This window comes from Pantanalinema sp. (assembly GCA_036704125.1).
GTDB lineage: Bacteria > Cyanobacteriota > Sericytochromatia > S15B-MN24 > UBA4093 > JAGIBK01.
The window spans coordinates 21,779-44,804 of record DATNQI010000076.1 but is presented as its reverse complement, the minus strand read 5'-3'; the positions used below and the strand labels follow the sequence as shown (position 1 = coordinate 44,804).

At 71.0% G+C, this 23,026-nt stretch carries 16 protein-coding genes; 9 read left to right on the top strand and 7 right to left on the bottom strand.

Going from position 1 to position 23,026, the window contains the following annotated elements; all coding sequences use genetic code 11:
* Positions 1-128 precede the first annotated feature (128 nt).
* The 6 genes from ugpC (at position 129) to V6D00_12155 (ending at position 9,105) form a co-directional block, all read left to right on the top strand.
* A complete protein-coding gene (gene ugpC / locus V6D00_12180) occupies positions 129-1,202 on the top strand; it encodes a sn-glycerol-3-phosphate ABC transporter ATP-binding protein UgpC (protein HEY9899933.1) in 1,074 nt (357 codons plus the stop codon).
* Positions 1,203-1,321: 119 nt separating this feature from the next.
* Positions 1,322-2,308: an IPT/TIG domain-containing protein gene (locus V6D00_12175; protein ID HEY9899932.1), complete on the top strand. Its 987-nt coding sequence runs from the start codon at positions 1,322-1,324 to the stop codon at positions 2,306-2,308.
* Positions 2,309-2,310: 2 nt separating this feature from the next.
* Positions 2,311-4,908: an IPT/TIG domain-containing protein gene (locus V6D00_12170; protein ID HEY9899931.1), complete on the top strand. Its 2,598-nt coding sequence runs from the start codon at positions 2,311-2,313 to the stop codon at positions 4,906-4,908.
* Positions 4,892-7,501 carry a hypothetical protein gene (locus tag V6D00_12165; protein HEY9899930.1) on the top strand — a complete coding sequence of 870 codons (2,610 nt, stop codon included), beginning with the start codon at positions 4,892-4,894 and terminating at the stop codon, positions 7,499-7,501. The genes V6D00_12170 and V6D00_12165 overlap by 17 nt, the downstream gene beginning before the upstream one ends.
* A 9-nt stretch (positions 7,502-7,510) precedes the next feature.
* Positions 7,511-8,131: a hypothetical protein gene (locus V6D00_12160; protein ID HEY9899929.1), complete on the top strand. Its 621-nt coding sequence runs from the start codon at positions 7,511-7,513 to the stop codon at positions 8,129-8,131.
* A gap of 14 nt (positions 8,132-8,145) precedes the next feature.
* Positions 8,146-9,105, top strand: coding sequence for a hypothetical protein (locus tag V6D00_12155; GenBank protein HEY9899928.1), 960 nt, complete (start codon positions 8,146-8,148; stop codon positions 9,103-9,105).
* Positions 9,106-9,158: 53 nt separating this feature from the next.
* Here V6D00_12155 and V6D00_12150 read toward each other — a convergent pair whose 3' ends face one another.
* Positions 9,159-10,757 (bottom strand): N-acetylmuramoyl-L-alanine amidase, encoded by a 1,599-nt coding sequence (locus V6D00_12150; protein ID HEY9899927.1) that lies wholly within the window; start codon positions 10,755-10,757, stop codon positions 9,159-9,161.
* A gap of 226 nt (positions 10,758-10,983) precedes the next feature.
* Between V6D00_12150 and accD the strand changes: the two genes are divergently transcribed.
* Both accD and V6D00_12140 read left to right on the top strand, forming a co-directional pair.
* Positions 10,984-11,868, top strand: a complete 885-nt coding sequence (accD, locus tag V6D00_12145) for an acetyl-CoA carboxylase, carboxyltransferase subunit beta (protein HEY9899926.1) — start codon at positions 10,984-10,986, stop codon at positions 11,866-11,868.
* 7 nt (positions 11,869-11,875) lie between these two features.
* Complete coding sequence (locus tag V6D00_12140) at positions 11,876-12,853, top strand: acetyl-CoA carboxylase carboxyltransferase subunit alpha (GenBank protein ID HEY9899925.1); 978 nt, start codon at positions 11,876-11,878, stop codon at positions 12,851-12,853.
* Between the two features lie 47 nt (positions 12,854-12,900).
* Here V6D00_12140 and V6D00_12135 read toward each other — a convergent pair whose 3' ends face one another.
* The 4 genes from V6D00_12135 to V6D00_12120 all read right to left on the bottom strand — a co-directional run bounded on the left by V6D00_12135 (position 12,901) and on the right by V6D00_12120 (position 18,408).
* Positions 12,901-14,418 (bottom strand): hypothetical protein, encoded by a 1,518-nt coding sequence (locus tag V6D00_12135; GenBank protein HEY9899924.1) that lies wholly within the window; start codon positions 14,416-14,418, stop codon positions 12,901-12,903.
* Positions 14,415-16,634 carry a carboxypeptidase regulatory-like domain-containing protein gene (locus V6D00_12130; protein HEY9899923.1) on the bottom strand — a complete coding sequence of 740 codons (2,220 nt, stop codon included), beginning with the start codon at positions 16,632-16,634 and terminating at the stop codon, positions 14,415-14,417. Before V6D00_12130 ends, V6D00_12135 begins: the two co-directional genes overlap by 4 nt.
* Positions 16,635-16,708: 74 nt before the next feature.
* Positions 16,709-17,125, bottom strand: coding sequence for an Ig-like domain-containing protein (locus V6D00_12125; GenBank protein HEY9899922.1), 417 nt, complete (start codon positions 17,123-17,125; stop codon positions 16,709-16,711).
* 8 nt (positions 17,126-17,133) lie between these two features.
* On the bottom strand, positions 17,134-18,408 hold the full coding sequence (locus V6D00_12120; GenBank protein ID HEY9899921.1) for a hypothetical protein: 1,275 nt from the start codon (positions 18,406-18,408) through the stop codon (positions 17,134-17,136).
* Between the two features lie 467 nt (positions 18,409-18,875).
* On the opposite strand from V6D00_12120, the gene V6D00_12115 reads away from it, so the two are divergent.
* On the top strand, positions 18,876-19,067 hold the full coding sequence (locus V6D00_12115; protein HEY9899920.1) for a hypothetical protein: 192 nt from the start codon (positions 18,876-18,878) through the stop codon (positions 19,065-19,067).
* Positions 19,068-19,169: 102 nt separating this feature from the next.
* Here V6D00_12115 and V6D00_12110 read toward each other — a convergent pair whose 3' ends face one another.
* Together V6D00_12110 and V6D00_12105 are read right to left on the bottom strand one after the other, a co-directional pair.
* Complete coding sequence (locus tag V6D00_12110; GenBank protein HEY9899919.1) at positions 19,170-21,413, bottom strand: carboxypeptidase regulatory-like domain-containing protein; 2,244 nt, start codon at positions 21,411-21,413, stop codon at positions 19,170-19,172.
* 60 nt (positions 21,414-21,473) lie between these two features.
* Positions 21,474-22,967 carry a HAMP domain-containing sensor histidine kinase gene (locus V6D00_12105; GenBank protein ID HEY9899918.1) on the bottom strand — a complete coding sequence of 498 codons (1,494 nt, stop codon included), beginning with the start codon at positions 22,965-22,967 and terminating at the stop codon, positions 21,474-21,476.
* Positions 22,968-23,026: the final 59 nt, after the last annotated feature.

Below are 23,026 nucleotides of genomic sequence, written 5' to 3'. Positions count from 1 at the left end.
CCCCAGCGGTCGGTACCGCTCCTTCACCAGGACCCCCCGGCGTATGCCGGGGGGTTTTGCTCTAATGGCCGTGATGTGCCAGAATCTAGGGGTCTCGGCGCATGTTGAGTAAGGAGAACCAGCGCGGTATGGCGAACGTCGTATTCGACCACGTCAAGAAGCAGTACGGTGACGGCAACCCGGTCATCAAGGATCTGAACCTGCGCGTCGAGGACAAGGAGTTCCTCGTGCTGGTCGGCCCCTCCGGCTGCGGCAAGTCCACCGCGCTCCGGATGATTGCGGGCCTCGAGGACATCTCGGGCGGCTTCCTGTCGATCGGCGACCGGGTCGTGAACGACCTGCACCCCAAGAACCGCGACATCGCGATGGTCTTCCAGAACTACGCGCTCTACCCCCACATGAGCTGCTTCGACAACATGGCCTTCGCCCTCAAGCTGCGCAAGGTCTCCAAGGATGAGATCCGCCGCCGGGTCATGGACGCGGCCAAATCCCTCGAGATCGAGCACCTCCTCGATCGCAAGCCCAAGGCCCTCTCTGGCGGCCAGCGCCAGCGCGTGGCCATCGGCCGCGCCATCGTCCGCGAGCCCAAGGTGTTCCTCATGGACGAGCCCCTCTCCAACCTGGACGCCAAGCTGCGCGTCTCAATGCGCGCCGAGATCAAGAAGCTCCACCACCGACTCCAGACCACCTTCGTCTACGTGACCCACGACCAGACCGAGGCCATGACCCTCGGCGATCGCATCGCGGTCATGAAGGGCGGCGACCTCCAGCAGTGCGACACCCCGCACGAGGTCTACAACCGGCCGGCCAACCTGTTCGTGGCGACCTTCATCGGCTCGCCGCAGATGAACCTCCTGGACGGCACCATGCGCCTCTCGGGAGACGAGGCCGTGATCGAGGGCCAGGGCTTCAAGTTCGTCCTGCCCATGCGCGCGGGCTTCCGCGACGGCGCGGTGGTGGTGGGGGTCCGCCCCGAGCACATGACGGTCGTCCCCGAGGGCGAGATCGGCCTCAAGGGCCAGGTCGAGGTCACCGAGCCCATGGGCTTCGAGAGCTACGTCTACCTGCCGGGCGCGCGAGGTTCGATCATCGCCCGCGTCCCCGAGGAGCAGACGCCGCGCATCGGGTCGTCGGTGGCCTTCAACGTGGAGCCCGCCAAGATCCACGTCTTCGACCCCCAGACCGAGCTGCGCCTGGGTTAGACGATCCTCTTTCACGAAGTCTTCATTTTTTTGGCGGTTTTGAGCGCGCCCCCATCGGGCATGGTCTCCTTGTTCGAGATACCATAATCTCATCGGGTTCACCGGGATAAGAGGTCCTGATGGCCGCCTTCGGATGGTTCCGGCATCGATGCCTCGAGGGGAAGCCGCGCCGCGCGCTGCTCGGCGCCGGCCTTCTCGCGCTCCTGCTCGTGGCTTGCCAGGCGAGTCCCGTCCGCGCGCCTGAAACGAGCGAGCCGCTTTCCGGAAGGGTGTCCTTCCCGGAGCGCCGCGTGCAGGCCGAGATCGGTCAGGTGGCGGACGCGGCGACCGTTTCCTTGATCCAGGCCGCGCTCAACGTCACCGTCGTCACGAGCCTGACCACCGCGAGCGGATCCTTCCAGCTGACGTTCCCCCGCTCGTTCAAGCCCGATCCGGCCGCCACCTACTACCTGGAGGCGGTGAAGGGCCTGGCCTCCAACATGCCGGGTCACCAGGCGGCGCGCGTGCGCACCCTCGTCAAGTACAACAAGGGCTGGATGTCGCTCACCAACACCGTGCCCAACCAGGGCATCGTCGTCGACGAGGCGACCACGGCGCTCGCCATCGGGGCGGCCCTGCGCAACGAAAACCCCGCCCCCCTCGACTTCTCCTCGCTCATCGGGCGCGTGACCCCGGGGGCGTCCGCGAGCTACGCGCCGGCCGCCGCTGTGTCGGGACAGGATTTCGACGCGCTGCTGATCCTGGTCAAACAGGCGCTTGCGGCCGACCTGGATCCGGTCGCCGGCGTCGGACTGGTCTTGCCGGATGCCTGGGTCCAGGTGAACCAGCCCCTGACCCTCGCGAGCGTGAGCCCGGCGAGCGGGAGCGTGGGCACGCTCGTGACCGTAATAGGCTCGGGCTTTTTGCCGACGCCCGCGAGCAACTCGGTGACCTTCAACGGCGTGAGCGCCTTCGTGAACTCCGTGAGCGCCACGACCCTCGTCGCCACCGTCCCGGCAGGCGCCACCAGCGGCCGGGTCGGCCTGAAAATCGGGGGACTGTCGATCGATGGGCCCGTCTTCACGGTCACGGGCGTCGTGGCGGGCGGCGTGGAGACCGGGAGGTGAGGATGCGACGCTCCAGACAGTGGGTTTTCGCGCTGTGTCTCTTTCTTCTGGTGGGCTGCCTCGGGGCGCCCCTCCCGCACGCGGGAAGCCCGGCGCCTGCGACGAGCGAGGCCGCCGCCGCGGTCATCCGGGGCCGCGTGGAGCTCGATGCCTTCGGCCGCGAGGTTCAGGCCCAGGCCGCGGAGGTGGCCCAGGCCGCGACGGTCGTGCTCATCGACCCTGCGACCAATCGCACGGTGGCGACCGCGACCACCGATGCGGACGGCGCCTTCGCCCTCTACTACGGCGGCTTCCAGCCGGGCAGCGCCACCTACTACCTCGAGGCCTTCAAGCGCCTGGGCTCCAACCGGGTGGGGCAGCGCGTGGCGCGCCTGCGCACCGCGATCGCGGCGCAAGGCGACGGGTGGCGCTCGGTGACCAACTCCCAGCCGGGGCCGGTGCGCCTCGGCCTCTCGACCACCGCCCTGTGCGCGATCGTCAGCCTGAAGCAGGCTCTCCCCGCTCCCCAGCGCCCGGCCCTGAGCGCGCTTCTGGGGAGCCTGGCGCCCGGCTCGCCCGACGTCTTCTCGCCCATCCCCAACTGCACGGGGCCCGAGTTCGACGGCGCCCGCGAGGTGGTCGCCGCGGCCCTGGCGCGGGACCTCGATCCCCTCGGGGCGATCGCCTACGACACGGCGAACGCCAGGTTCCTCTTGAACGCGGGGCTCGGGATCACGTCCACCTCGCCCCTGACCGGCCTGATGGAGGGTGCGAGCGTCATCCTCGAGGGCAGCGGCTTCGATCCCACCCCGGCCAACAACACCGTCAAGTTCAACGGGGCGAGTGCCGTCGTCACCGCCGCGACCCCGACGCGCCTCACGGTCTCCATGCGCGGGCTCGGCGCCGGGACCGTCACGGTGCAGGTCGGAAGCACCATCTATCAGGGGCCGCCCTACACGGTTTCGCCCTTCGCGCTCAACGACGGCACCCGCTCGATCGGGGTGGACAACCTGTACCAGTACAGCCCGGTGACGGCGGGGGCGGGCTATCTCTACGCCAACTGGAGCGCCAACCCGAACGCCACGGATTACCGCCTGCGGATCGGCAAGACGCCGGGGGCCGCCGACGTGAAGGCCGAGGTGTCGGTCGGCGCCGTGACGGATTACCAGGCGACCGGCTTGAGCCTGGACGGGGCCTGGGCGGGGACGACCTACTACGTGAGCGTGACGCCGGTGCTTGCGACCGGCAACGGGACCGCCGTCACCAGCGACGGGGTCCAGGTGGCCGAGGCGGCCTCCTGGGACGGGACGACGACCAGCGGGGTGCGCAACGCCTCGGATGCGGGCTACTCGGCCAACTTCCCGGCGGGCAGCAACAAGACCCAGTTCTATGGCAACCACTACTTCGAGACGGTCTCGATCCCCTCGAACGCCACGGTGAGCGTGCAGCCCTTCGGCAAGGCGGACAACATCACGGAGGCCGCCTCCATGAACGACGTGCGGGTCCGCACCCCCAGGGACGGCTGGCTCGGTCTCTACGCCAACACCCTCACGGTGAGCGGGGCCATCGACGCGGCCGGGCGCGGCTACGGCGGGGGACCCGGCTTGACGGCCTCGGACAGCGTGGCCACCTTCGGCCACGGCGGGATCGGAGGCCTCTCGGGCAACGGGGGAACCGAGGGCGCGGGCCTCGGCGGCCTGGGCTTCGGGGCGGCGGGCGGTGGCGGCCAGGGAGGCGGCTGCCTCGGGGATTCCAACGGCGGGCGCGGCGGCTACTTCGGCGGCGCCGGCGCGGGGGCCAACGGCGGCTACGGGGCCGTCGGGCCGGTGGTGGGCGGCAGCGGCAGCGACGCGACGGGCCAGGGCGGCATCACCGGCTCGCCGACCTTTCCTCCCGTCGCGGCCCTGCCGTACGGCGGCGGATCCGGCGGCCGCGTCGACAACTCGCCCGGGAGCGGCGGCTCCGGTTACGGGGCGGGCGGTGGCGGAGGGGTCGGCGGCTGCAACACGACCTACGCCGGCGGCGGCGGCGCCGGCGGCACCGGCGGCGGCTACTCGCTCGGCGCCACGCGCGGGCTCGGCTGGGAGCCCGGGGTGCTGGCGAAGGCGCAGGACGGGCTGGGCGGGCCCGCCGGCCGCTACTTGCCCTCGCCCGATACCACCACGGATCGCTCCTGGGTCCTGGGGTCCGGCGGGGCCGGGGGCAACCCGGGCGTCCAGATGACGACCGAGCGTACGACGGGCGGCGGCGGGGGGGCAGGTGGCGGGGCCATCATCCTCAAGGCCAGGACCTTGACCGTCTCGGGGCGCTTGATCGCGGTCGGGGCGGCCGGCGGAGGTGGTGCCGCCAACAACTCGCCCTCGGGCGGCGGCGGAGGAGGAGGATCGGGGGGGACGATCCTCATGGATGCCGGGACGATCGACCTCTCGGGCGTCGTGAGCTGCCTGGGCGGCACGGGAGGCGGAACCGGCAATCCCGTCGCGGGCGGGCCCGGCGGTGACGGCGGCAACGGCGGGGCGAGCGCGCTCACCGGCGGGACCGTCAAGGTCTTCTACCGTAGCTTCATCGGGGCGATGCCGACGCTGACGACGGCAGGGAGGGTCTATGCGGCCACCTACTGATGCCCTGCGGCGCCTGGCGCTGTCGCTCGCGATCGTCCTGGCGCTCCTGGCCGGCTGCATCCGTCCGGCCACGACGCCGAGCGCGCAGCTGCCAATGCCCGCGGCGCGCGAGGCCGTGACGCTCAGCGGCCGGGTGGAGCCTGCCGCCCTCGGGCGCACCACGCAGGCGGCACTCGCTGACGTGACCCTCGCCGCCACCGTCTCCTTGATCGATCCGACCCAGAACCGCACCATCGCCTCGGCCGTCACCGACCCGACGACCGGCGCCTTCTCGCTGAGCATCCCGGGCTTCGTGCCGGGAGAGCAGCCCTACTACCTCGAAGCGGTCAAGGGGCTCAACGGGAACCAGGCGGGCAGCAACACCGCGGCCCTTCGCACCGTGCTCTCCCACGCGGACGGGACGTGGCAGAGCATCACGGGGTCGAGCATCATGCTCGGGCGATCGAGCACGGCTCTTTCGATCATCGCGGGCCTCAAGGCCGCCCTCGCGCCCGCCTTGCAGGTGAGCCCCGCGAGCCTGATCGGCCGCGTGGTGACGGGCGCCCCGGACGTCTTCTCGCCCGTGACCAACTGCTCGGTCGCCGAGTACGCCGCCGTCCTTCCTCTGGTCGACGCGCTCATCGCCCAGGACCGCGACCCTCTGGGCGACGTGGCCTACGAGAGCGCCACCGGACGCTTCCGGATCACGGGCGGCCCCAAGGTCACCGACCAATCGTCCCTCGCCGCCCTGATGGAGGGCGCGAGCGTGACCCTGCTCGGCGTGGGCTTCGATCCCACGCCCGCCAACAACGTGGTCAAGTTCAACGGGGTGCCCGGCGTGGTCACGAGCGCCTCGCCGACCCGCCTCGACGTGTCCATGCGCGGGCTCGGTGCCGGGGCCGTCACCGTCCAGGTGGGCAGCCTCGTCTACCAGGGGCCCGCCTTCACGGTTTCGCCCTTCAAGGTCAACGACGGCACCACCTCGGCGGCAGTGGACGTCGCCTACCAGTACAGCCCGGTGACCTCGGGCGCGGGCTACCTCTACGCCAACTGGAGCGCCAATCCCAACGCGTCGGGCTACGTGGTGCGGGTCGGCACGACCCCCGGCGCCGGCGACGTCATGGCCGACCGGCCCGTGGGCTTGGGCACCAGTTGCCGGACGGACGCCCTCAGCCTGGCGGGGGCCTGGGCGGGGGCGACCTACTACGTGAGCGTGACGCCGGTGCTCGCGACCGGGAACGGGACGACCGTCATCAGCGACGGGGTCCAGGTGGCCGAGGGGGCTTCCTGGGACGGGGCGACGACCAGCGGGGTGCGCAACGCCTCGGACGCGGGCTACTCGGTCAACTTCCCGGCAGGCAGCAACAAGACCCAGTTCTTCGGCAACCACTACTTCGAGACGGTTTCGATCGCGAACGGGACGACGACCTACGTGCAGCCCTTCGGAAGGGCGGACGCCATCGGGGAAGGCGCCTCCATGTACGATCAGCGGGTCCGCTCCCCCAAGGACGGCTGGCTCGGTCTCTACGCCAACACCATCACCGTGAACGGCACCATCGACGGGGCGGGGCGCGGTTACGGCGGCGGCCCCGGCGGCTCCATCACGGCCGAGTACGGTCGCGGCGGCGTCGCGGGCCTTTCGGGCAACGGCGGGTTCACCAGCGGCGGCCTCGGCTACGGGGCGGCCGGCGGCGGAGGCTGCGTCTCGGGCGCGGGCGGTCGCGGCGGCTACTTCGGCGGCGCGGGCGGCGGGGGCGCCGATGGCCCCGTCGCGACGGCCTCGGCAGGGAACGATGCGACGACGGCGGGCGGCGAAGCCTACGGCAACCCGAGCTGGGGCCCCCTGGCCATCCCCACGCGCGCCGGCGGGGCCGCCCCTTACGGTGGCGGCCTGGGCGGCTATGACGACAACGGGGGTGGCACCGGCGCGGCGGGCTATGGCGCGGGCGGCGGCGGATCGGGCGGCAGCGCGGGCCGGGGCGGCGGCGGGGCCGGTGGCACGGGAGGCGGCGTCTTCGGCGCTGCGACGCGCGGGCTGGGCTGGGCGCCCGGGACCCTGGCCATCGCCGAGGACGGGAAGGGCGGTCCGGCGGGATCCTACCTGCCCTCGGCCGATGTCTCGACGGATGCGAGCTGGGTCCTGGGCTCGGGCGGCGCGGGCGGGAACGCCGCGAGGCTCGGCGGCGCCGGGGAGTACACGGCCGGTGCCGGCGGAGGAGCCGGCGGCGGGGCCATCGTCCTCAAGGCGGGAAGCGCCCTGAGCGTCGCGAACACGGCCAAGCTCATCGTCGTGGGGGCAGCGGGCGGCGGGGGCGGGGCCAACAACACCCCAGGCTCCGGCGGCGGAGGGGGGGGCTCGGGCGGTTCGATCGTGCTGCAGGCCCCTCAGGTGACCCTGCAGGGCACCATGGACGCGCGCGGCGGCGCCAACGGCGCAAACGGCTCCTTTGCCGCCATCGACAGCGGCGGGTTCTCGATTTTTCCCGGCGGCGACGGCGGTGCGGGTGCGACGAGCGCCGTCTCGGGCGGCACCATCAAGGTGTTCTACCGCGCGCTTACCGGGGCCCTGCCGCCCGGCTCGAACGCGGGCCGGGTTTACGGCGCGACCTACTGAGGCGACGTGGTGACGAGCAGCAGGGTTCGGTTCGGATGGGGCCTCGCGATCGTGGCGATCGCGGCCCTCCTCGCGGCTTGCCCGGCCGACGACCCCGTCACGACGACGGGGCTCGCGCCGGGGGCCGGAAACGTCGCTCCGAGCGAGGACCCGCAGCCGACCGTTGCCCCGATCCGCACGCCGGCGCCGACGCCCACCCCGATCTTCGTGACGCCCGCGCCGACGCCCACCCCGGTGCAGGTGGGGGGCGGGACCGAGACCGGCTCGCCCGCGCCGAGCCCGACCCCCACGCGCGCCCCGACCCCGGCCCCCACCGTCGCCGTGAGCACCGTGACGCTCACGCCGGGCGAGGCGACCCTGAACCTGCCCCCGGCGGATCCCGACCAGGTGGGGGTCCTGCCCTCGTCCGTTCAGCTGGTCGCCACCGTCCGCTACGGCGACGGGAGCACCGATCACGACGTGAGCTGGAGCGTGAGCGGCCCGGCAGTCACCGTCGCGGGCGGGCTGGTGAGCGCCCGGCAGGTCGGGACGGTGCGCGTCACGGCCGCCGCGCGCCGAGACCCCGATCGCACCGCGAGCGTCACCGTCACGGTCAAGGCCGATGGCCTGCTTGATCTCGTCATCGATTAGGAGGCCCGGTAGCCATGCGCCTTGTCCGTCCCATCGCCGCCTCGACGCTGTGCCTGCTCCTTTGCGCCTGCGCCTCGCCTGCCCTGCGCGCGCTGAGCCCGGCGACGGGCGACGGGCCCGCGGCCGACGCGCCGGCCGCGATGGGCCAGCTGGTCATCACCGTGCGCTGGCCGCGCCAGATCCAGCTCATCCCTTACAGCGCCAATCTGATCCGGGTGCGCGTCCTGGATGCGAATGCCTCGCTGCTGGTGTCGCACGACCTCGAGAAGGCCGCGGGGAACCAGACCAGCCAGGCGCAGCTGGCGGTGCCCGCCGGTGATGATTTGCGGGTCGAGGTCAAGGCCTACCAGGACTTCGACGTGGTGGCCGAGGGGGCGGCCACCGCGTCGGTGAAGGTCAACCAGCGGCAGCCGCTTGCCGTGCACTTGGCGCCGCGCTTCGTCCCGGCGCTGAGCGCGTATCCCCTCAACGCAGGCCCGGGGGCGACGATCGAGCTCGTGGGCAGCGGCTTCGGGGCGGCCGCCAACAAGCCCGTTTCGGTTACCTTCGACGGCCTCGAGGCTCCGGGCCTGTACCGGGTCGATGAGGAGCGCCTGCGCGTCACGGTGCCCGAGGGGGTGGCGAGCGGGAGCATCGTGGTCCGGGTGGACGGGGTGCCGAGCGAGCCGAGCGGCGCCTTCTGGACGCTCAGCGCCCTCTCGGCCATCGCGCCGTTCCCCGGGGCGGTGACGCTCGGCCAGCCGATCGCCCTGAGCGTCTCGGCGAGCTCCTCGGCTGGCCCGGAGCCCGCGCCCAACGTGGAGTGGACCCTGCTGACGGCGGATCAGAGCGGGGCGACCCTCCCGGCCGAGGGCACCTTCTTCCCCGCGACGGGCTCCAGCACCGTCTTCACCGCGACGGGCACGGGCTCGGCCATCCTTTCGGTCCGCTCAGGACGCCTGGTGAGCACGGCCTCGCTGGAAGTGATCGAGTAGTCCAAGTAAAAGGACGCCCCCGAGCGGAGGCGTCCTTTTACTTGGAGCGACTTTTACTTGCCGATGAGGCCGGCGATCGCCCCGACGAGCTTGCTGCGGCCGAACTTCTCGTAGGCCCAGCCGAGGCCGAGGCCCACGACGCTGCCGACCAGGAAGCCGCCGAGGGTGCCCACCGGGCCGAGCACGCTGCCGACGGCCGCGCCGATGGCGCTCGAGGCGGCGCCGATGCCGGTGTAGGCCGCGGTGTCCGCGGCGAAGCCGGCGGCCGCCTGCTTGCCGGTGACGCGACCCTTGATGAAGTCCATCAGGTTGGTGGCGCCCGAGACGACGGCGGCGACCGCGAAGTTGCGCTTGAGCAGGCCGGGGAGGCCGTAGAGGAAGCCGCCCTTCATCACGCCGGTCGCGATGCCGCCGCTCGAGATGGGCGAGTTCAGGTAGTTCTGCGCCAGGCCGCCGCCGATGCGCAGGCCGCCGGAAAGACCGACCTCGCCGGGCGCCACGGGCTGGGTGACGGGAGGCTTTGGCTGCGAGACCGGGGGCTGTGCGGGCTTCGAGGGCTGGGTGCCGGGCACCGTGGGGAGCTTGCCGATGGGGTTGGCGCTCAGGTCCGGGGCCTTGGGGGGCTCGGGCTTCTGGGGCGCGGGCTTGGTCTCCTGTTTGGGGGCCTCGGGCTTGGCGCTCTCGGCCGACAGGCGCAGGACCATGCCGGGGTAGATCACGTTGGGGTCCTTGATCTTGTCCTTGTTCAGCTCGTAGAGCTCGGGCCAGCGGGTGCCGTCGCCGAGCAGCCTCTTGGCGATGCCGTAGAGGGTGTCGCCGTCCTTGACGGTGTAGGTGCCCTGGACGGTGGTGGTGGGCTTGGCGCCGCCGGGCATGCGAAGGGCCATGCCGATGCCGATGACGTTGGGGTCCTTGATCTTGTCCTTGTTGAGGTCGTAGATCTCGGGCCAGCGGTTGCCGTTGCCGAGCTGCTTCTTGGCGATGCCGTAGAGGGTGTCGCCGTCCTTGACGGCGTAGAGGCCCTGATCGCCCGAAGCCGAGGCGGGCTTCGCGACGGGCTTGGGCTGGCTCGCGGCGGGTGCCGAGCGGCCCTTGAGCTTGGCCTCGACGCCCGCGCGCACGCGGCTCCAGTCGAAGTTGGCGGCCGGATCGTTCTTGCGGCCGCGGGGCAGGGCGATGTCCTTGTGGCCGGTGATGCGGTCGAGCGAGATGTTGTAGGTCTGGCACATCCAGGCGACCAGGTCGATCAGGCCCCGGTACTGGGCATCGGTGAAGGGGTCGCTGCCGGAGCCCGAGTTGACGATCTCGATGCCGAGGCTGAAGTCGTTGACGTCGTTGCGGCCCTTGAAGTCGCTGGTGCCGGCGTGCCAGGCGCGCTTGCCGTCGGCGACCGACTGCACGATGCGGCCGTCCTTGCCCACGATGTAGTGGGAGCTGACCTCGGCCGAGGGGTTCTTGAAGTAGTTGGCGTTGCTCTCGAGGGTGCCGCCCGAGGTGTGATGCAGGACGATGGCCGAGATGTCCTTGCTGCCGCCGGGACGGTCGTTGAAGTTCGGCGAGGGCATCTGGATGACCCCGGGCTTCTGCACGCCGCCGCCGGCCAGCACGCGGGGGCGCTGGTAGGACTGGATCGAATCGAGACGTACGGCCATGGGGCGCCCTCCAAGAACAACCGGCATTACCCGTCTTGTCGGCGCAGGGGGCGGGGATCCGGTAAAGCGCGAGTAAAGGTTGCGTGACCCCTGAATTAAGCTTGCTTGCCGTGCGAGTGTACAAGCCCCTGGAGCCCGCGTATAATGAGGCGTCTTGCCCGCCAGCCGGGCTCCGGCGGCCGTCGCGGCCGACGTTCGGCGAGGGGAAATACGCGAAGGAGTTTTCATGTCGTCACTAAGGGACTGGTTCGCCGCGCGCCGCAAAGGCCAGCTGGTCGACACCGATCGCGAGAAGCGCGAGGTGGCCGACGGCCTCTGGACCAAGTGCGATGCCTGCACGGAGGCCCTGTTCACCAAGGACCTTAGCGCCAACCTCAACGTCTGCCCCAAGTGCGGCCACCACTTCAGGGTCGGCGGCCGCGAGCGCATCCTGCAGCTGCTCGATCCCGGCTCGTTCCGCGAGACCCACACCCAGCTGCGCTCGGTGGATCCGCTCGCCTTCGTGGACAGCAAGCCCTACGCCCAGCGCCTGATCGAGAGCCGCGCCAAGGCGGGTGACGGGGACAGCGTCATCACCGGCCAGGGGACGATCAACGGCCACGGCCTGAGCATCGCGTGCATGGACTTCGCCTTCATGGGCGGCTCCATGGGCTCGGTGATGGGCGAGAAGCTCACCCGAACCGTCGAGGAGAGCATCGAGCGCCGCCTGCCCTTGGTGCTGGTGGCCGCCTCGGGCGGCGCCCGCATGCAGGAGGGGACCCTCTCGCTGATGCAGATGGCCAAGACCAGCGCGGCGCTCGCGCGCTTCGCCAAGGAGGGCCTCCTGTACATCAGCGTCCTCTCCAACCCGACCACGGGCGGGGTGAGCGCGAGCTTCGCCAACCAGGCCGACCTCATCCTGGCCGAGCCCGGCGCCATCATCGGCTTCGCGGGCCGCCGCGTCATCGAGGCGACCATCCGCCAGAAGGCTCCGGCCGACTTCCAGACGGCCGAGTGGGTCTTCAAGCACGGGCAGATCGACCAGATCGTGCCGCGCCCTCGCCTGCGCGACACGATCGGCCAGCTCATCGCCCTGCATCACGTCCGCAAGCTCGAAGCGGTGAGGAATTAGAGGCAGCATGTCGCAGACCAAGAAGCGCACGATTTCCCTGGAGTTCGAGCAGCCCCTGCTCGAGCTGGAAGAGAAGATCTCCGAGTTCAAGAAGCTCGCCGGCTCCGGCGAGGTGGACCTGAGCGAGGAGGTCCGCCGCCTCGAGGAGCGCGCCCAGAACATCCGGCGGGCCATCTACGAGGGCCTCACCCCGCTCCAGCGCATCCAGATCGCCCGTCATCCGGCGCGGCCCACCGCCCTGGACTACATCCAGTCCATCTCCGAGGAATTCTTCGAGATGCACGGCGATCGCATGGGCTACGACGACCGGGCCATCGTGGGCGGCATCGGCCGCTTCGAGGGCCAGAGCGTCATGTTCATCGGCCACCAGAAGGGGCGCGACACCAAGGAGAACATCCTTCGCAACTTCGGCATGGCCCACCCCGAGGGCTACCGCAAGGCCCAGCGCCTGATGGCGCACGCGGCCAAGTTCGGCATGCCGATCATCACCCTGATCGACACCCAGGGCGCCTACCCCGGCATCGCCGCCGAGGAGCGCGGCCAGTCCATCGCCATCGCCGAGAGCCTCGCCCAGATGGCCACCCTCGAGACGCCCATCATCTCGGTGGTCATCGGGGAGGGGTCGAGCGGCGGCGCCATCGGCATCGGCATGGGCGATCGCGTCCTGATGTTCGAGCACGCCTACTACGGCGTCATCTCGCCCGAGGGCTGTGCTGCGATCCTCTGGAAGGACGCCGGCATGGCTCCTCGGGCGGCCGAGATCCTCAAGCTCACCTCGAGCGACCTGATGGCGTTCGAGGTGATCGACGGCGTCATCCCGGAGCCGCTTGGAGGCTGCCACAAGGACCCCGTCCTGAGCGCGAAGCACCTGGCCGCGGCCCTCTCGGAGCAGCTGGCCGACCTGATGCGGGTCCCCACCTGGCAGCTCCTTGAGAACCGGTACCAGAAGTACCGCCGGATGGGCGAGTTCACCGAGGTCTACTAAGAAGCCAGCCCCCTCGCCGACGCCGGCGAGGGGGCCTCTTTTTCGGCTCAGAGCCAGAGCCTGCGGATCCGCTGGTTTAGCGTGTCGCTGATGTAGAGCGCCCCGCCCGGCCCGATGGCCGTGCCGGCGGGGAAGTTGAGCAGGGCCTTGAGCGCCGAGCCGCCGTCGCCGAGGCGCGGGTTGGTCCAGAGAGCGGGCTTATCCGCGGCGGCGGCGATCGCATTTCCTGCGATCGTGGTGATGATGCCGCTCGTCTTCAGGCATCGCACCCGGCAGTTGGCGGAGTCCACGATGTAGAGGTTGCCTGCGGCGTCGAGGGTCAGGCCACGCGGGCTCTTGAGGCTCGCGTCGAGCCCCTGTCCCCCGTCGCCCAGAGGGGAGACGTCGCCGGTGGTCGGCGTGCCCGTGCCCGCGATGGTGTAGAGGCGTCCTGCTTGCATCGCGATGCCGAAGTAGGTCCCGGCCTCGCGGCAGACCATGCGCACCCGGTGCGCGCCCCGGTCCGCGACCATCAGGTTGCCGCGCGCATCCACGACGATGCCGTCGGGTGTGTCGAGCGCCGTGCTCGTCCCCGGGCGGTCGTCACCATTGGTGAGGCTCGCCTGGATCCCTGCGGCCACGCTCAGCCGTCCGTCGGGATCCAGATGGGTGACGCGAGGCGGATTGCTCGGATTGGATCCTTCCGAGAAGTAGGCGCTGCCGTCCGGGCCCAGGGTCACGGCGTTGGGGGTGAGGCTCGTGGTCGCGATGGTGTAGATGCGGCCGGCCAGGACCTCCTGCCCGAAGCGCCGCCCGTCGCTCGCCGGCACGAGGCGCAGGCGCCTGTTGTTCGTGTCCGCGATGACGAGATCCCCCGTGGGCGAGACCGCCACGCCTTGGGGCCTGTTGAGGGTCGCCGCGCCCGCCGCGGCGCCGTCGCCAAGGTTGGCCAGGTCGGTGGTGGTCGCGGTGCCGGTGCCCACGACGGTGCCGATCCGCCCCTCGGGGGTGACCTTGCGGATGACGTTGTGGCTCAGGACGGCCACGTAGAGGTTGCCCGCCGCGTCGATCCCCAGCCCCGACGGGACACTTAACGTCGTGTCGAGGGCCGTCGAGGCCGTCGCGTCGTAGGTGGTGGTGCCCGTCCCCGCGACGGTCGCGATCACGGGCTCCATGAGGAGCGAGACCGAGGTCGCGCGGTCGCGCCGGATGGCGAAGGGAGCGCTGGCGCCGAGCGCGATGTTCTGTTCGCCTTGCTCCGTGAGGACCGCCGAGAGCGTGTAACCTTCCCCGGGGGGCAGTTCGATCGAGGCGCTCGCGAGCGAGCCGGCCTCTTTCCGCGCGAGGGTCACGGTCCCCAGGGGTTGCCCCCCCTCGGTCGAGACGTAGAGGTAGGCCCGGACGCTCGCCTCCGGAATGGCCTGGGGGGCGTATGCGCTCGCCTCGGGCCAGCGGACCGTGACCCGGAGCTGGCCGAGCTCCGTCGCCTGAGGCGCCGGGCGCGGGGTCGAGGGGGTGAGCGGGGCCTGGCGGCACGCGGTCAGCGAAGGGAGCGCAAGCAGGCACAGGAGGAGCCGTCGGGTCATGGGGATGGTTCCAGTCGGTAGAGGACAAGGGGGGAGGAGGCGGGGACGATCAAGGAGCCGTCCGGCTGGAATCCGATCGCGCTCGCGCCGAAGAGGCGCCCGCTCGCGGGTGCCGGCAAGGGTAGCAGGTCGGTGCGATTCAGCGTGCCGAGCCCGTCCGGGTAGCGCTGGCCCGCGAGGGTGCGGACCTCGCCATCCGCGCGCAGCACCCGCAGGAGGCTGCCGCCGCTGTCGCAGAACAGGAGCTCGCCCTGGGGGGTGAAGGTCATCCCGGTGGGGGCGGAGAGCAGGGTCGAGAGCCCTCGCCCGTCGCCGTTGAACCCGGCCTTCACGTAACCCGCGACCGGGTAGGCCATTCCGGGGGTCATGTCGCGCCCCAGGAAGCGGCCGGCTGATCGGCAAAGCACCAGCATGCGGTAGCCGTCGGCGAAGGCGATGTTGCCCGAAGCGTCGAGCGCGAGGCTGGATCTGATGGGCTCGCCGTAGCTCGCGGCCTCGATGCCGGCGCTCGTGACGGGGCGAGCACCGCCGCCCAGCACGGTCTCCAGCGCGCCATCGAGCGTCAGCCGGCGGATCCGGGCGTTTTTGGTGTCGGTGAAGAGCACGGATCCATCCCGCTCCAGCAGCAGGCCACCCGGGGAGCTGAGCTGCCGGGTACGGGCGTCCGGGCCGTCGCCGTTGTAGCCCTTGGTGCCGGTGCCCGCGATGGTGTAGACGCGCCCCGTCTGCATGGGGATTCCGAACAGGGTGGTGTCCCTGGCGGGGATCGCCCGCAGGCGGTGTCCCTCGTTCTCGGCGATGTACAGGGTGCCCTCGGAGTCCAGCGCGATCCCGTAGGGATGGTTCAGGAGGGCGCTTTGGGCCGGGGTGCCATCCGGGCTGCTGCCGGCCGTGCCGGTGCCCGCGACGACCTGGGCGGTGGAGCCCCCGTCCAGGCGAAGGATACGGCTGGCTTGCCAGTCGCAGAGGTAGGTGCTGCCGTCCGGGCCGTGGGCGAGGTCGAGCCACAGGCCGCCCGGTGGCGCGTCGATCTTGCGCTCGAGCACCTGCCGGTAGGGCGTGATGCCAACCGCCGCGAGGCCCGTCACCGTGCCGCTGCGCGCGCGCACCTCGCTCCAGCCCGGACTCAGGCTGGTGAGCGAGCCGTCGGCGTCGAGCTTGGCGAGGGCCGGGCTGCCGAGCTCCCAGTCGAGGCGCGCGCCGGGAACGACCGTCCCCGTGGTGTCCCGCGCCACGGCGCGGTAGGCCTGGCGTGCGCCGGCGAAAAGCCCCGCGTAGGGCGGTTCCACGACGATGCTCGATAGGACCCTGAAGGGCCGTCCTTCGCTCGCGATCCCGTCGGTGCGGACCACCACGTCGCCGCTGGTCGCCCCCGGGGGCACCACCGCCTCGATGAGGGTGTCGCCGAGGCGCCGGACGGTGACGGCCAGGGTGTCGTCGAAGCTCACCTGCAGGACGCGGTGTTCGCTCGCTCCGAAGTTCTCGCCCGAGAGGCGCACGATGGCGCCCGGTCCTCCGTGATCGGGGGTGAGCGCCGAGAGGACGGGCGCGTCGAGGCTCAGCTCAAGCACCGGAGCGATCAGCTCGGCGCCTGGGGCCAGCTGGAGCCCCTCGACAACGCGGGGGCGGTAGCGTGGCCGCATGGCCGCGATCGCCAAGGAGCCCTCGGGCACCCCGGTGAGGGCGTAGCTCCCCTCGGCGTCGGTCCTGCCCAGGTAGTCGGTGCCGGGGATGAAGACGTCGGTGCCGAGCATGGAGCCCCCGTCGGCGGTCGTCACCCGGCCGCGGACGGTGCCGGTGGGGCGCAGGGTGAGGGTCCCCAGCTCGATCTGCGCGCCCTCGGCGACGGCGATGCCGGTTTTGAGGGCTTTCATTCCCGCCGCGCCCTCGGCTTCGACCGCGACGCTGCCCAGGGGCGGATCGCTCAGCACGAAGGTGCCGTCGGCGTCGGTCCTGGCGAGCGCGGGGGGCCTGGACGGGGCTGCGGTCCCCGCGATCCGGTAGGGGGGCGAGTAGGCCCGCACCGTAGCCCCGACGACCGGCTTGCCCTGGGGGTCCAGGAGGCGCCCCGCGATCAGGGGGATGGTCTGGGAGACGCCGTCCTGCGCCCCGCGGATCGGAAGCGACGTCTCGAGCTGCTTTGCCGGGCAGCCCGCGACGCCCAGCGCCGTGGCCAGGAGGATCGCAAGCTTGCGCGCGGGGCTCGGTCGGGTCATCTCACCTCGGATGCTTGGTTGCTTCTCTCTACTTTACCAACCATCCAATGAGGAGGCAATTCATCGTCGTTTGGTCAATGCAGGGTGACGTTCGCCTGCCCGCGATCCAGCACCGTGACCGACGCGGTGGCGAAGCGCTCCGCGTCGATGCGGACGCTCACCTCGGTGGTGCCGGTGCCCGCGGCCGTCACGAGGCCCGTGCCGTCCACCGAGGCGATTTCCGGGTGACTTGAGGCCCACGCGAGGCTCGCCGTCGCGTCCTGCGGGGTGAGAACCACCGCGAGGCGCTGGCGCGCCGCGAACAGGTCCTGGCCCTCGCCCTCGCCCGGCAGGCTCAGGGTCAAGCTCTGCGGGCTGAGCGCCAGCGCTTCGAGCGCGAGGGGGGCGCTCTGGGTATCGCCCGGGGCTCTCGGGCCCAGCATGTCGCAGCCCGCAAGCAGGCTCAGGGTGCAGAGGAGGGCGCCGGGCAGAAGGTTTCGAGGAGTGGCCATGAGTGTTCCTACAGGTGAATCAGGCGGATCTGGTGGTTCAGCTTGTCTGCGATGAGCAGGCGGTTGCCGGGCGATATGACGAGCCCCATGGGGGTGTTGAGCGTCGCCTGGCGGGCGGGGGCGTCGTTGCCGAGGGTCCCGGAAGAGGTGAACACCCCCGCCTGTCCGGCCACGATGGTCTCGGCCCTGGTCGCCCGGTCGATCCTGCGCACGGTGTGATCGCTGTTGACGGTGAAGTACAGGTGCCCGTCGCGATCGAAGGCCACCTGCCTGGGCTTGGGGCCGCCGGTCGCCCATTGGCGCAGGAGGTAGACCTGGCCCGCCTCCATCTGCTGGCCGAACAGCGGGCCGCTCTTGCGGCATACCAGGAAGATCTTGCGTCTTCCGGAGTCAGCGATCGCCATGTTGTCGTTCGCGTCGGTCGCCATGCCGAGGAAGGTCGTGTTGAGCGAGAGCGAGAGCGGGTCGGGCACCACGTTGGTGCCGATGCTGTCGGTGGCGGGGAAGGAGGCCCCGCCGCCCACGACGAGCGCGAGGCTGGCGGTCGAGGCGGCAGGGGAGGAGAGTCGGTAGATCTTCCCCTCGGAGCGGCTCGTGACGAGGAGGCTGCCGCTCGACTCCAGGGTCATGCTGTCGCCCAGGCTCAGGGACGGGTCGGTGCCGTTGCCCGCGAGGATGGGATAGACGTGGCCGGCCTCGCGATCGCGACCGTAGAAGGTGCCGCTCTGCTTGGGGACGAAGCAGAGCTGGCTCGTGTTGTGCGCGAACCAGATGTTGCCCGAGGCGTCGGCATGGACGCCGAACGGAGCGGTGAGCTTGGTCTGGAGCGCCGGGGCCTCGGCATCCGCGGGTTCGCCGTTCGCTGCGAAGAGCGGCTGATTCCGTCCCGATGCATCCAGGCGCCTGATCGTGTCGCTCTCTTCGTCCACCACCAGCACCGTCTCGCCGTCGAGGGCGATGGCGTTGGGTAAGGCGAGCGAGGCCGCGCGGGCCGCGTCGCTGGCTTCCGCCCCCTCGACGGGCCCTGCGAACCGCTGGATCGTCGGGGACAGCTCGACGCCAAGATCGGTGACGCGGTTGCGCGCGACGGAGAAGCGATCGCTGGTGCCGACGGCGACTCGCGCGAAGGCGGCCGCGTCCGCCTGGACGGTCAGCAGGTAGCCGCTGCCGGTCGGAAGCTCGAACGAGGCCGTCGCCTGGCCTGCCTGGAGCACGCGATTTGCCACGACGCCGCCCGCGGCGTCCAGGAGGGTGAGGCTCAGCCGGATCGTTGCCGCGGGCATGGCCTGGATGGTCGGCGGGGCCGGCCATCTGACGCTTACGACCGCGGTGCCGCGGGGGCGCGAGTCATCCGAGGGGGCGGTGCCGGGAGACAGGGTCGAGAGGGGGAGGCACCCGGCTACCAGCGAGGCGAAACAAATCGTAGCAAAAAGGCGGTGTGGATTCACGCGTGGCCTCGTTGTGGTGGGGGACTTTCGCTGCTCTGGTCGGCGAGAGGCCTGTCCGGCGGGCGGTGTAGCTGTCAGCAACCCGGGTGCTTTCCTTCGTACTTTTTGACATTAACCAAATGCGAGCAAGCTGGCAAGGCATAGATGCTGGCATTCTTCATGATTGGTAATAGTGTTTCTATGCTTTGGGATAATGAGGTCATTGCCTTCTTTGCGTCGCTCCGTAGCCCGATAAAGCAAGCGACCATTGGGGTAGAACATGATCGGATAGCCCAAGTGCGCCAGGGATGGAGGTTTCAGCGATGAACGTTCAAGTCATTTCGAGCAAGTGCACGGGTCAGGGGGTCTGCTACGGCAACGGCGTCAATGGTTGCCCTTCCGTCTTTGCGGAAGGCGACGAAGGCAAGGCGGTCGTCATCCAGACTCCGACGACGGATCTCCGGGTCCTTTCGGCGCAGGCGAATTGCTGCCAGGGGGCCATCGTCGTCTCATAGTTTCGCGCGCTCGAGTCGAATCGGGCTTTCTCCGCAGCCGAATTCAAGCATCTTGCCTGGCACCGGGGCAGGATGCTTTTTCTTAGAATAGAACGCGCTGGCTTAGCGGGGACTGAGCCGGACGATCCGGTTGTGTCCGCCGTCCACGAAGAGGATGCGATCGCCTGATAGCGGAAGGATCGCGCTTGGTCGGCTGAGGGCGACTGCACCAGCGTTCACGCCGCTTTGCGGTGTCCCGACTCCGCTGCTCTCCAGGCGCGCCCCCGCGACCGAGACGCAGCCTCCGCTCGGATCGAGGCGGCGCAGCACGTGGTTGCTGTCTGCGATCCACAGCCGGCCCTTCGGGTCGAAGGCGAGGCCTCTGACGTCGGCGACCCGAGTCTTGGCGAGTTCGGCCTGGTCGGGGCCGTCGGCGAGGCTGTTGGTTGCGAGCAAGGGATAGAGCGATCCGCTCGCCATCGCCAGCCCGAAGTAGGTGCCTGGTGATCGGCAGGCGAAGTAGCAGCGGCCTTTTCCACCGATGGCGAGGTTTCCCGCCGCATCGAGGGCAAGCGCAAGCACCGCGCCGATCGAGGTCTGCGCAGAGAGTTCCGTCCAGCTGCTCGGGGTGCTGCCGCCGTTGCCGGCGATGGAGCTCACCAGGCCCGTCTGGTCCAGGCGATAGACGCGGTTGAGGGTCCCGCTGCCGAAATAAAGCGCACCGCTCTGGTCGAAGGCGAGGCCCGCGGGCGCGGTGATGGCGCTCTGGTGACCCATGGCGCCCTCCTGCGGCGTGCCGATGGTGCCGGTCCCCGCGAGGGTGTAGATCCGGTTGGCCTGCATGGCGATCCCGAAGCGCTGCTGGGTCACGGGCGAGACGTAGCGGATGCGGTGGGCGATGGGGTCCGCGATCGCAAGCCCCCCTGCGCCATCGACCGCGAGGTCCCGGGGCTCCGAGAACTTGGCCGAGAGCAGAGGCTGGCCGTCGTCGGTGAGCGAGCCGCCCCCCGCGTAGGTGCCAAGCAGGCCATTCGGCAGGATGCTGCGGACTCGCTCGCCGCCGTCGGCCTCGCTGACGTAGAGGGTCGCGCCGTCCGGCGAGGCCGCGAGGCCGAAGGGCGAGCTGAAGCTACCCGACAGCGCGCTCAGGCCGTCGCCGAAGCTGCTCAGGGTGCCGTTGCCCGCGAAGGTCGTGAGCTCGTAGCGGCTCGTCGTCAGGTAGGTGCCGTCGGTGACCGTGCCGCTGGTGACCTGGAGGCGGGTGGCGCCTTCCCCGGAGGCCTCGAAGCGCCCCGTGGAGCTGAGCACCCCCGCTCCGGCGTAGCTCGAGGTCCACTCGAGCGCCGGCGAGGCGATCGCCTGCCCGCGCTCGTCGTAGGCCACGGCCGTGAACTGCTGCACGTCGCCGGGATAGAGGCCGACCAGGCGCGGGATCACGGCGATCCGGCTGATGACGCTGAAGGGTTGCGAGTTGCTCGCCACCCCGCCCGAGACCACCACCACTCCGCCGCTTGCGGCCCGATCGGGGACCACGACCTCGATCTCGGTGTCGCTCAGGCGCTCGATGGTGGTCGCGAGGGTGTTGTTGAAGTAGACCTGGAGGACCGTGTGCTTGGTGGCGCCGAAGTTCGCGCCGCGCAGCGTGAGGCGCGTGCCGGGCCCGCCGCTCGCGGCGCTGAGGGTCTCGAGCCTGGGGGCATCCAGCCTGAGGGTGAGCGAGGTCTCGGTCGTCTCCTCCGGCCGCACGACGATCCCCTCGACCACGCTCGGGGCGTAAGGGGGACGCATGGCGGCGAGGGCGTAGGTGCCCTCGGGCACGTCCTGGAGGGTGAAGGCCCCGCGCTCGTCGGTGCGGGCGACCTTGTCGGTGCCGGGGATGAACACCTCGGTGCCGAGCATGGAGGCGCTCTCGAGGGTGTCGACCATGCCGTGGATCCGGCCGGTGGGCTTGAGGGTGAGGGTCCCGAGGGGGACGCGCTCGCCCTGGGCGACCCTCACGCCGAGCCTGAGGGCCTTGAGGCCGGAAGGGGCCGAGGCTTCGACGGCCACGCTGCCGACGGGCGGCGCGCTCAGCACGAAGCGCCCGTCGGCGTCGGTGCGGGCGCTGACCGCCGCAACCGGGCCGGAGGAGGCTGGGGCGTCGAGCCGGTAGGCAGGGGCGTAGGCGCGCACGGCGGCATCCGGCACCGGCCGCCCGGCAGCATCGAGCACGCGCCCCTCGATCAGGGGGATGGTCTGGGAGACGCCGTCCTGCGCCCCGGGCAGCAGGCGCGTGGGGTCGGTGGGCACCCCGATCGCGCAGCCCGACAGGGCCACCGCGCCGGCGAGGAGGAACGCTTGGATTCGTGAGCGGGGGACGTGTCTCATCGCACCTCTGGGGCTGGGCGCCTCGCCTCTAGTCTAAGCCAACCGCCGCACGGCAGACAATCAGGCGTTACCGGGGCCCCCTCTCGGGTCCGCGACCGGAAGGCTCACGTAGAACGTGCTGCCCGCGCCCTCGCGCGAGGTGAAGCCGAGGGTGCCCCCCGCGGTCGTGACGAGGCGCTTGGCCGAAGCGAGGCCCGTCCCCGAGCCGCCCTTGGAAGGGTCGACCTGGAAGCCCGCCTCGCCGATGCGGGGCTGGTGCGCGTCGGGGATGCCGCAGCCGTCGTCCGCCACGTAGAGGGTGGCCCAGGCGTCGTCCTGCGCGAGCCAGAGCCGGACCCGGGCGCCGGGGCGCGAGAAGCGCCTGGCGTTGTCGAGCAGGGCGCCTGCCACCTCGCGGAGGCTCGAGGCGTCGAGCAAGACGTGGGCCTCGGTGGCGAGATCCGCGCGCAGGGTGAGGCCGGCTGCCATGAAGGTCGGGCGCACCTCCTGGATCAGGGCCTTGAGGGTCTGTCCGAGCGGCGCGGGGCCGGAGCCTGCCCCTGGAGTCGCGTGGTCGGCGCGTGCCAAGGAGGCCTGCTCGGCGGCCATGTGCGCCTGCCTCTCGTCGCTCAATCGACGGTTGGCGGCGATCATGGCCAGCTGATCCGAGAGCGCAAGCGCAAGCCGGGTCTCGTAGAAGCGCAGCGGCTCGTCGTCGGGCCAGCAGAGCATCAGGATCCCCTCGGGGGCCCCCTCGTCGCCGAAGGCCACCCCCAGCACGTGGGAGACCGGGGAGACGGCGTCGAGCCAGCTCGCCTCGGCCGGCGTGAGCGCCAGGTCCTGGACCGCGAGCAGCATCGCGCGCGAGCCCAGGGTGAGCGAGGCGAGAAGGTGAGGCCACTCGCGCGGGTCCCAGGCCCCCTGCTCGAAGGCCTGTCGCACGGCCTGGTCGCCGTCGGTGGCGAGCGCCTCGAGGGCGAGGCAGGCGGCTTGGGGCCTGGGGCGAAGGGCGATCGCGGCGTGCTGGGCGCCCGTGAGGTGGCGGATGTGGGTGACGGCGTTAGCGAAGAGCCCCGCGCCGCTCGAGGGCGACTGGGCGAGCCGGGAGATGGCGAGCAGGGCCTCGTTCTCGCGGCGGCTCGCCGTGAGACGCTCGGCCAGGATGGCGCTCTCCAGGGCGCGGGCCAGGTGCGGGCTCCAGGCGCCGACTCGCGCGATGTCGCCCTCGCCGAGCTCGGTCCGGCGCGAGACGAAGAGCGCGAGCCCGACCGGGACGCCGCGCAGGCAGAGGGGATAGGCGAGCGTCGAGCGCCCGTTCAAGGTCGGCTGGTCGAGGGCCGTGGCGTCCTCGTACAGGGTGAAGGCCCGGGGCTTGCCGTCGAGGAGCACGCGGGTGATGGGATCGCCCGAGAGGCGAAGCACCGGCGCGAAATCGTCCTGCCCCGGCAGCGAGACGACGGCCTTGAGGGCCTGCTCCTCGTCGAAGTAGGCGTAGAGCGCGCCGCTCGCGGAGAACTCGCTCGCGAGCGCCCCGAACAGCTCTGCGAGATCGCCCTGCTCCAGGTCGCTTGCCATGGCCGGCGGCCTCTCGTCGGCGCCGCCGCCCCCCCGGCCGGTGAGCCCGAGCCCGAGCA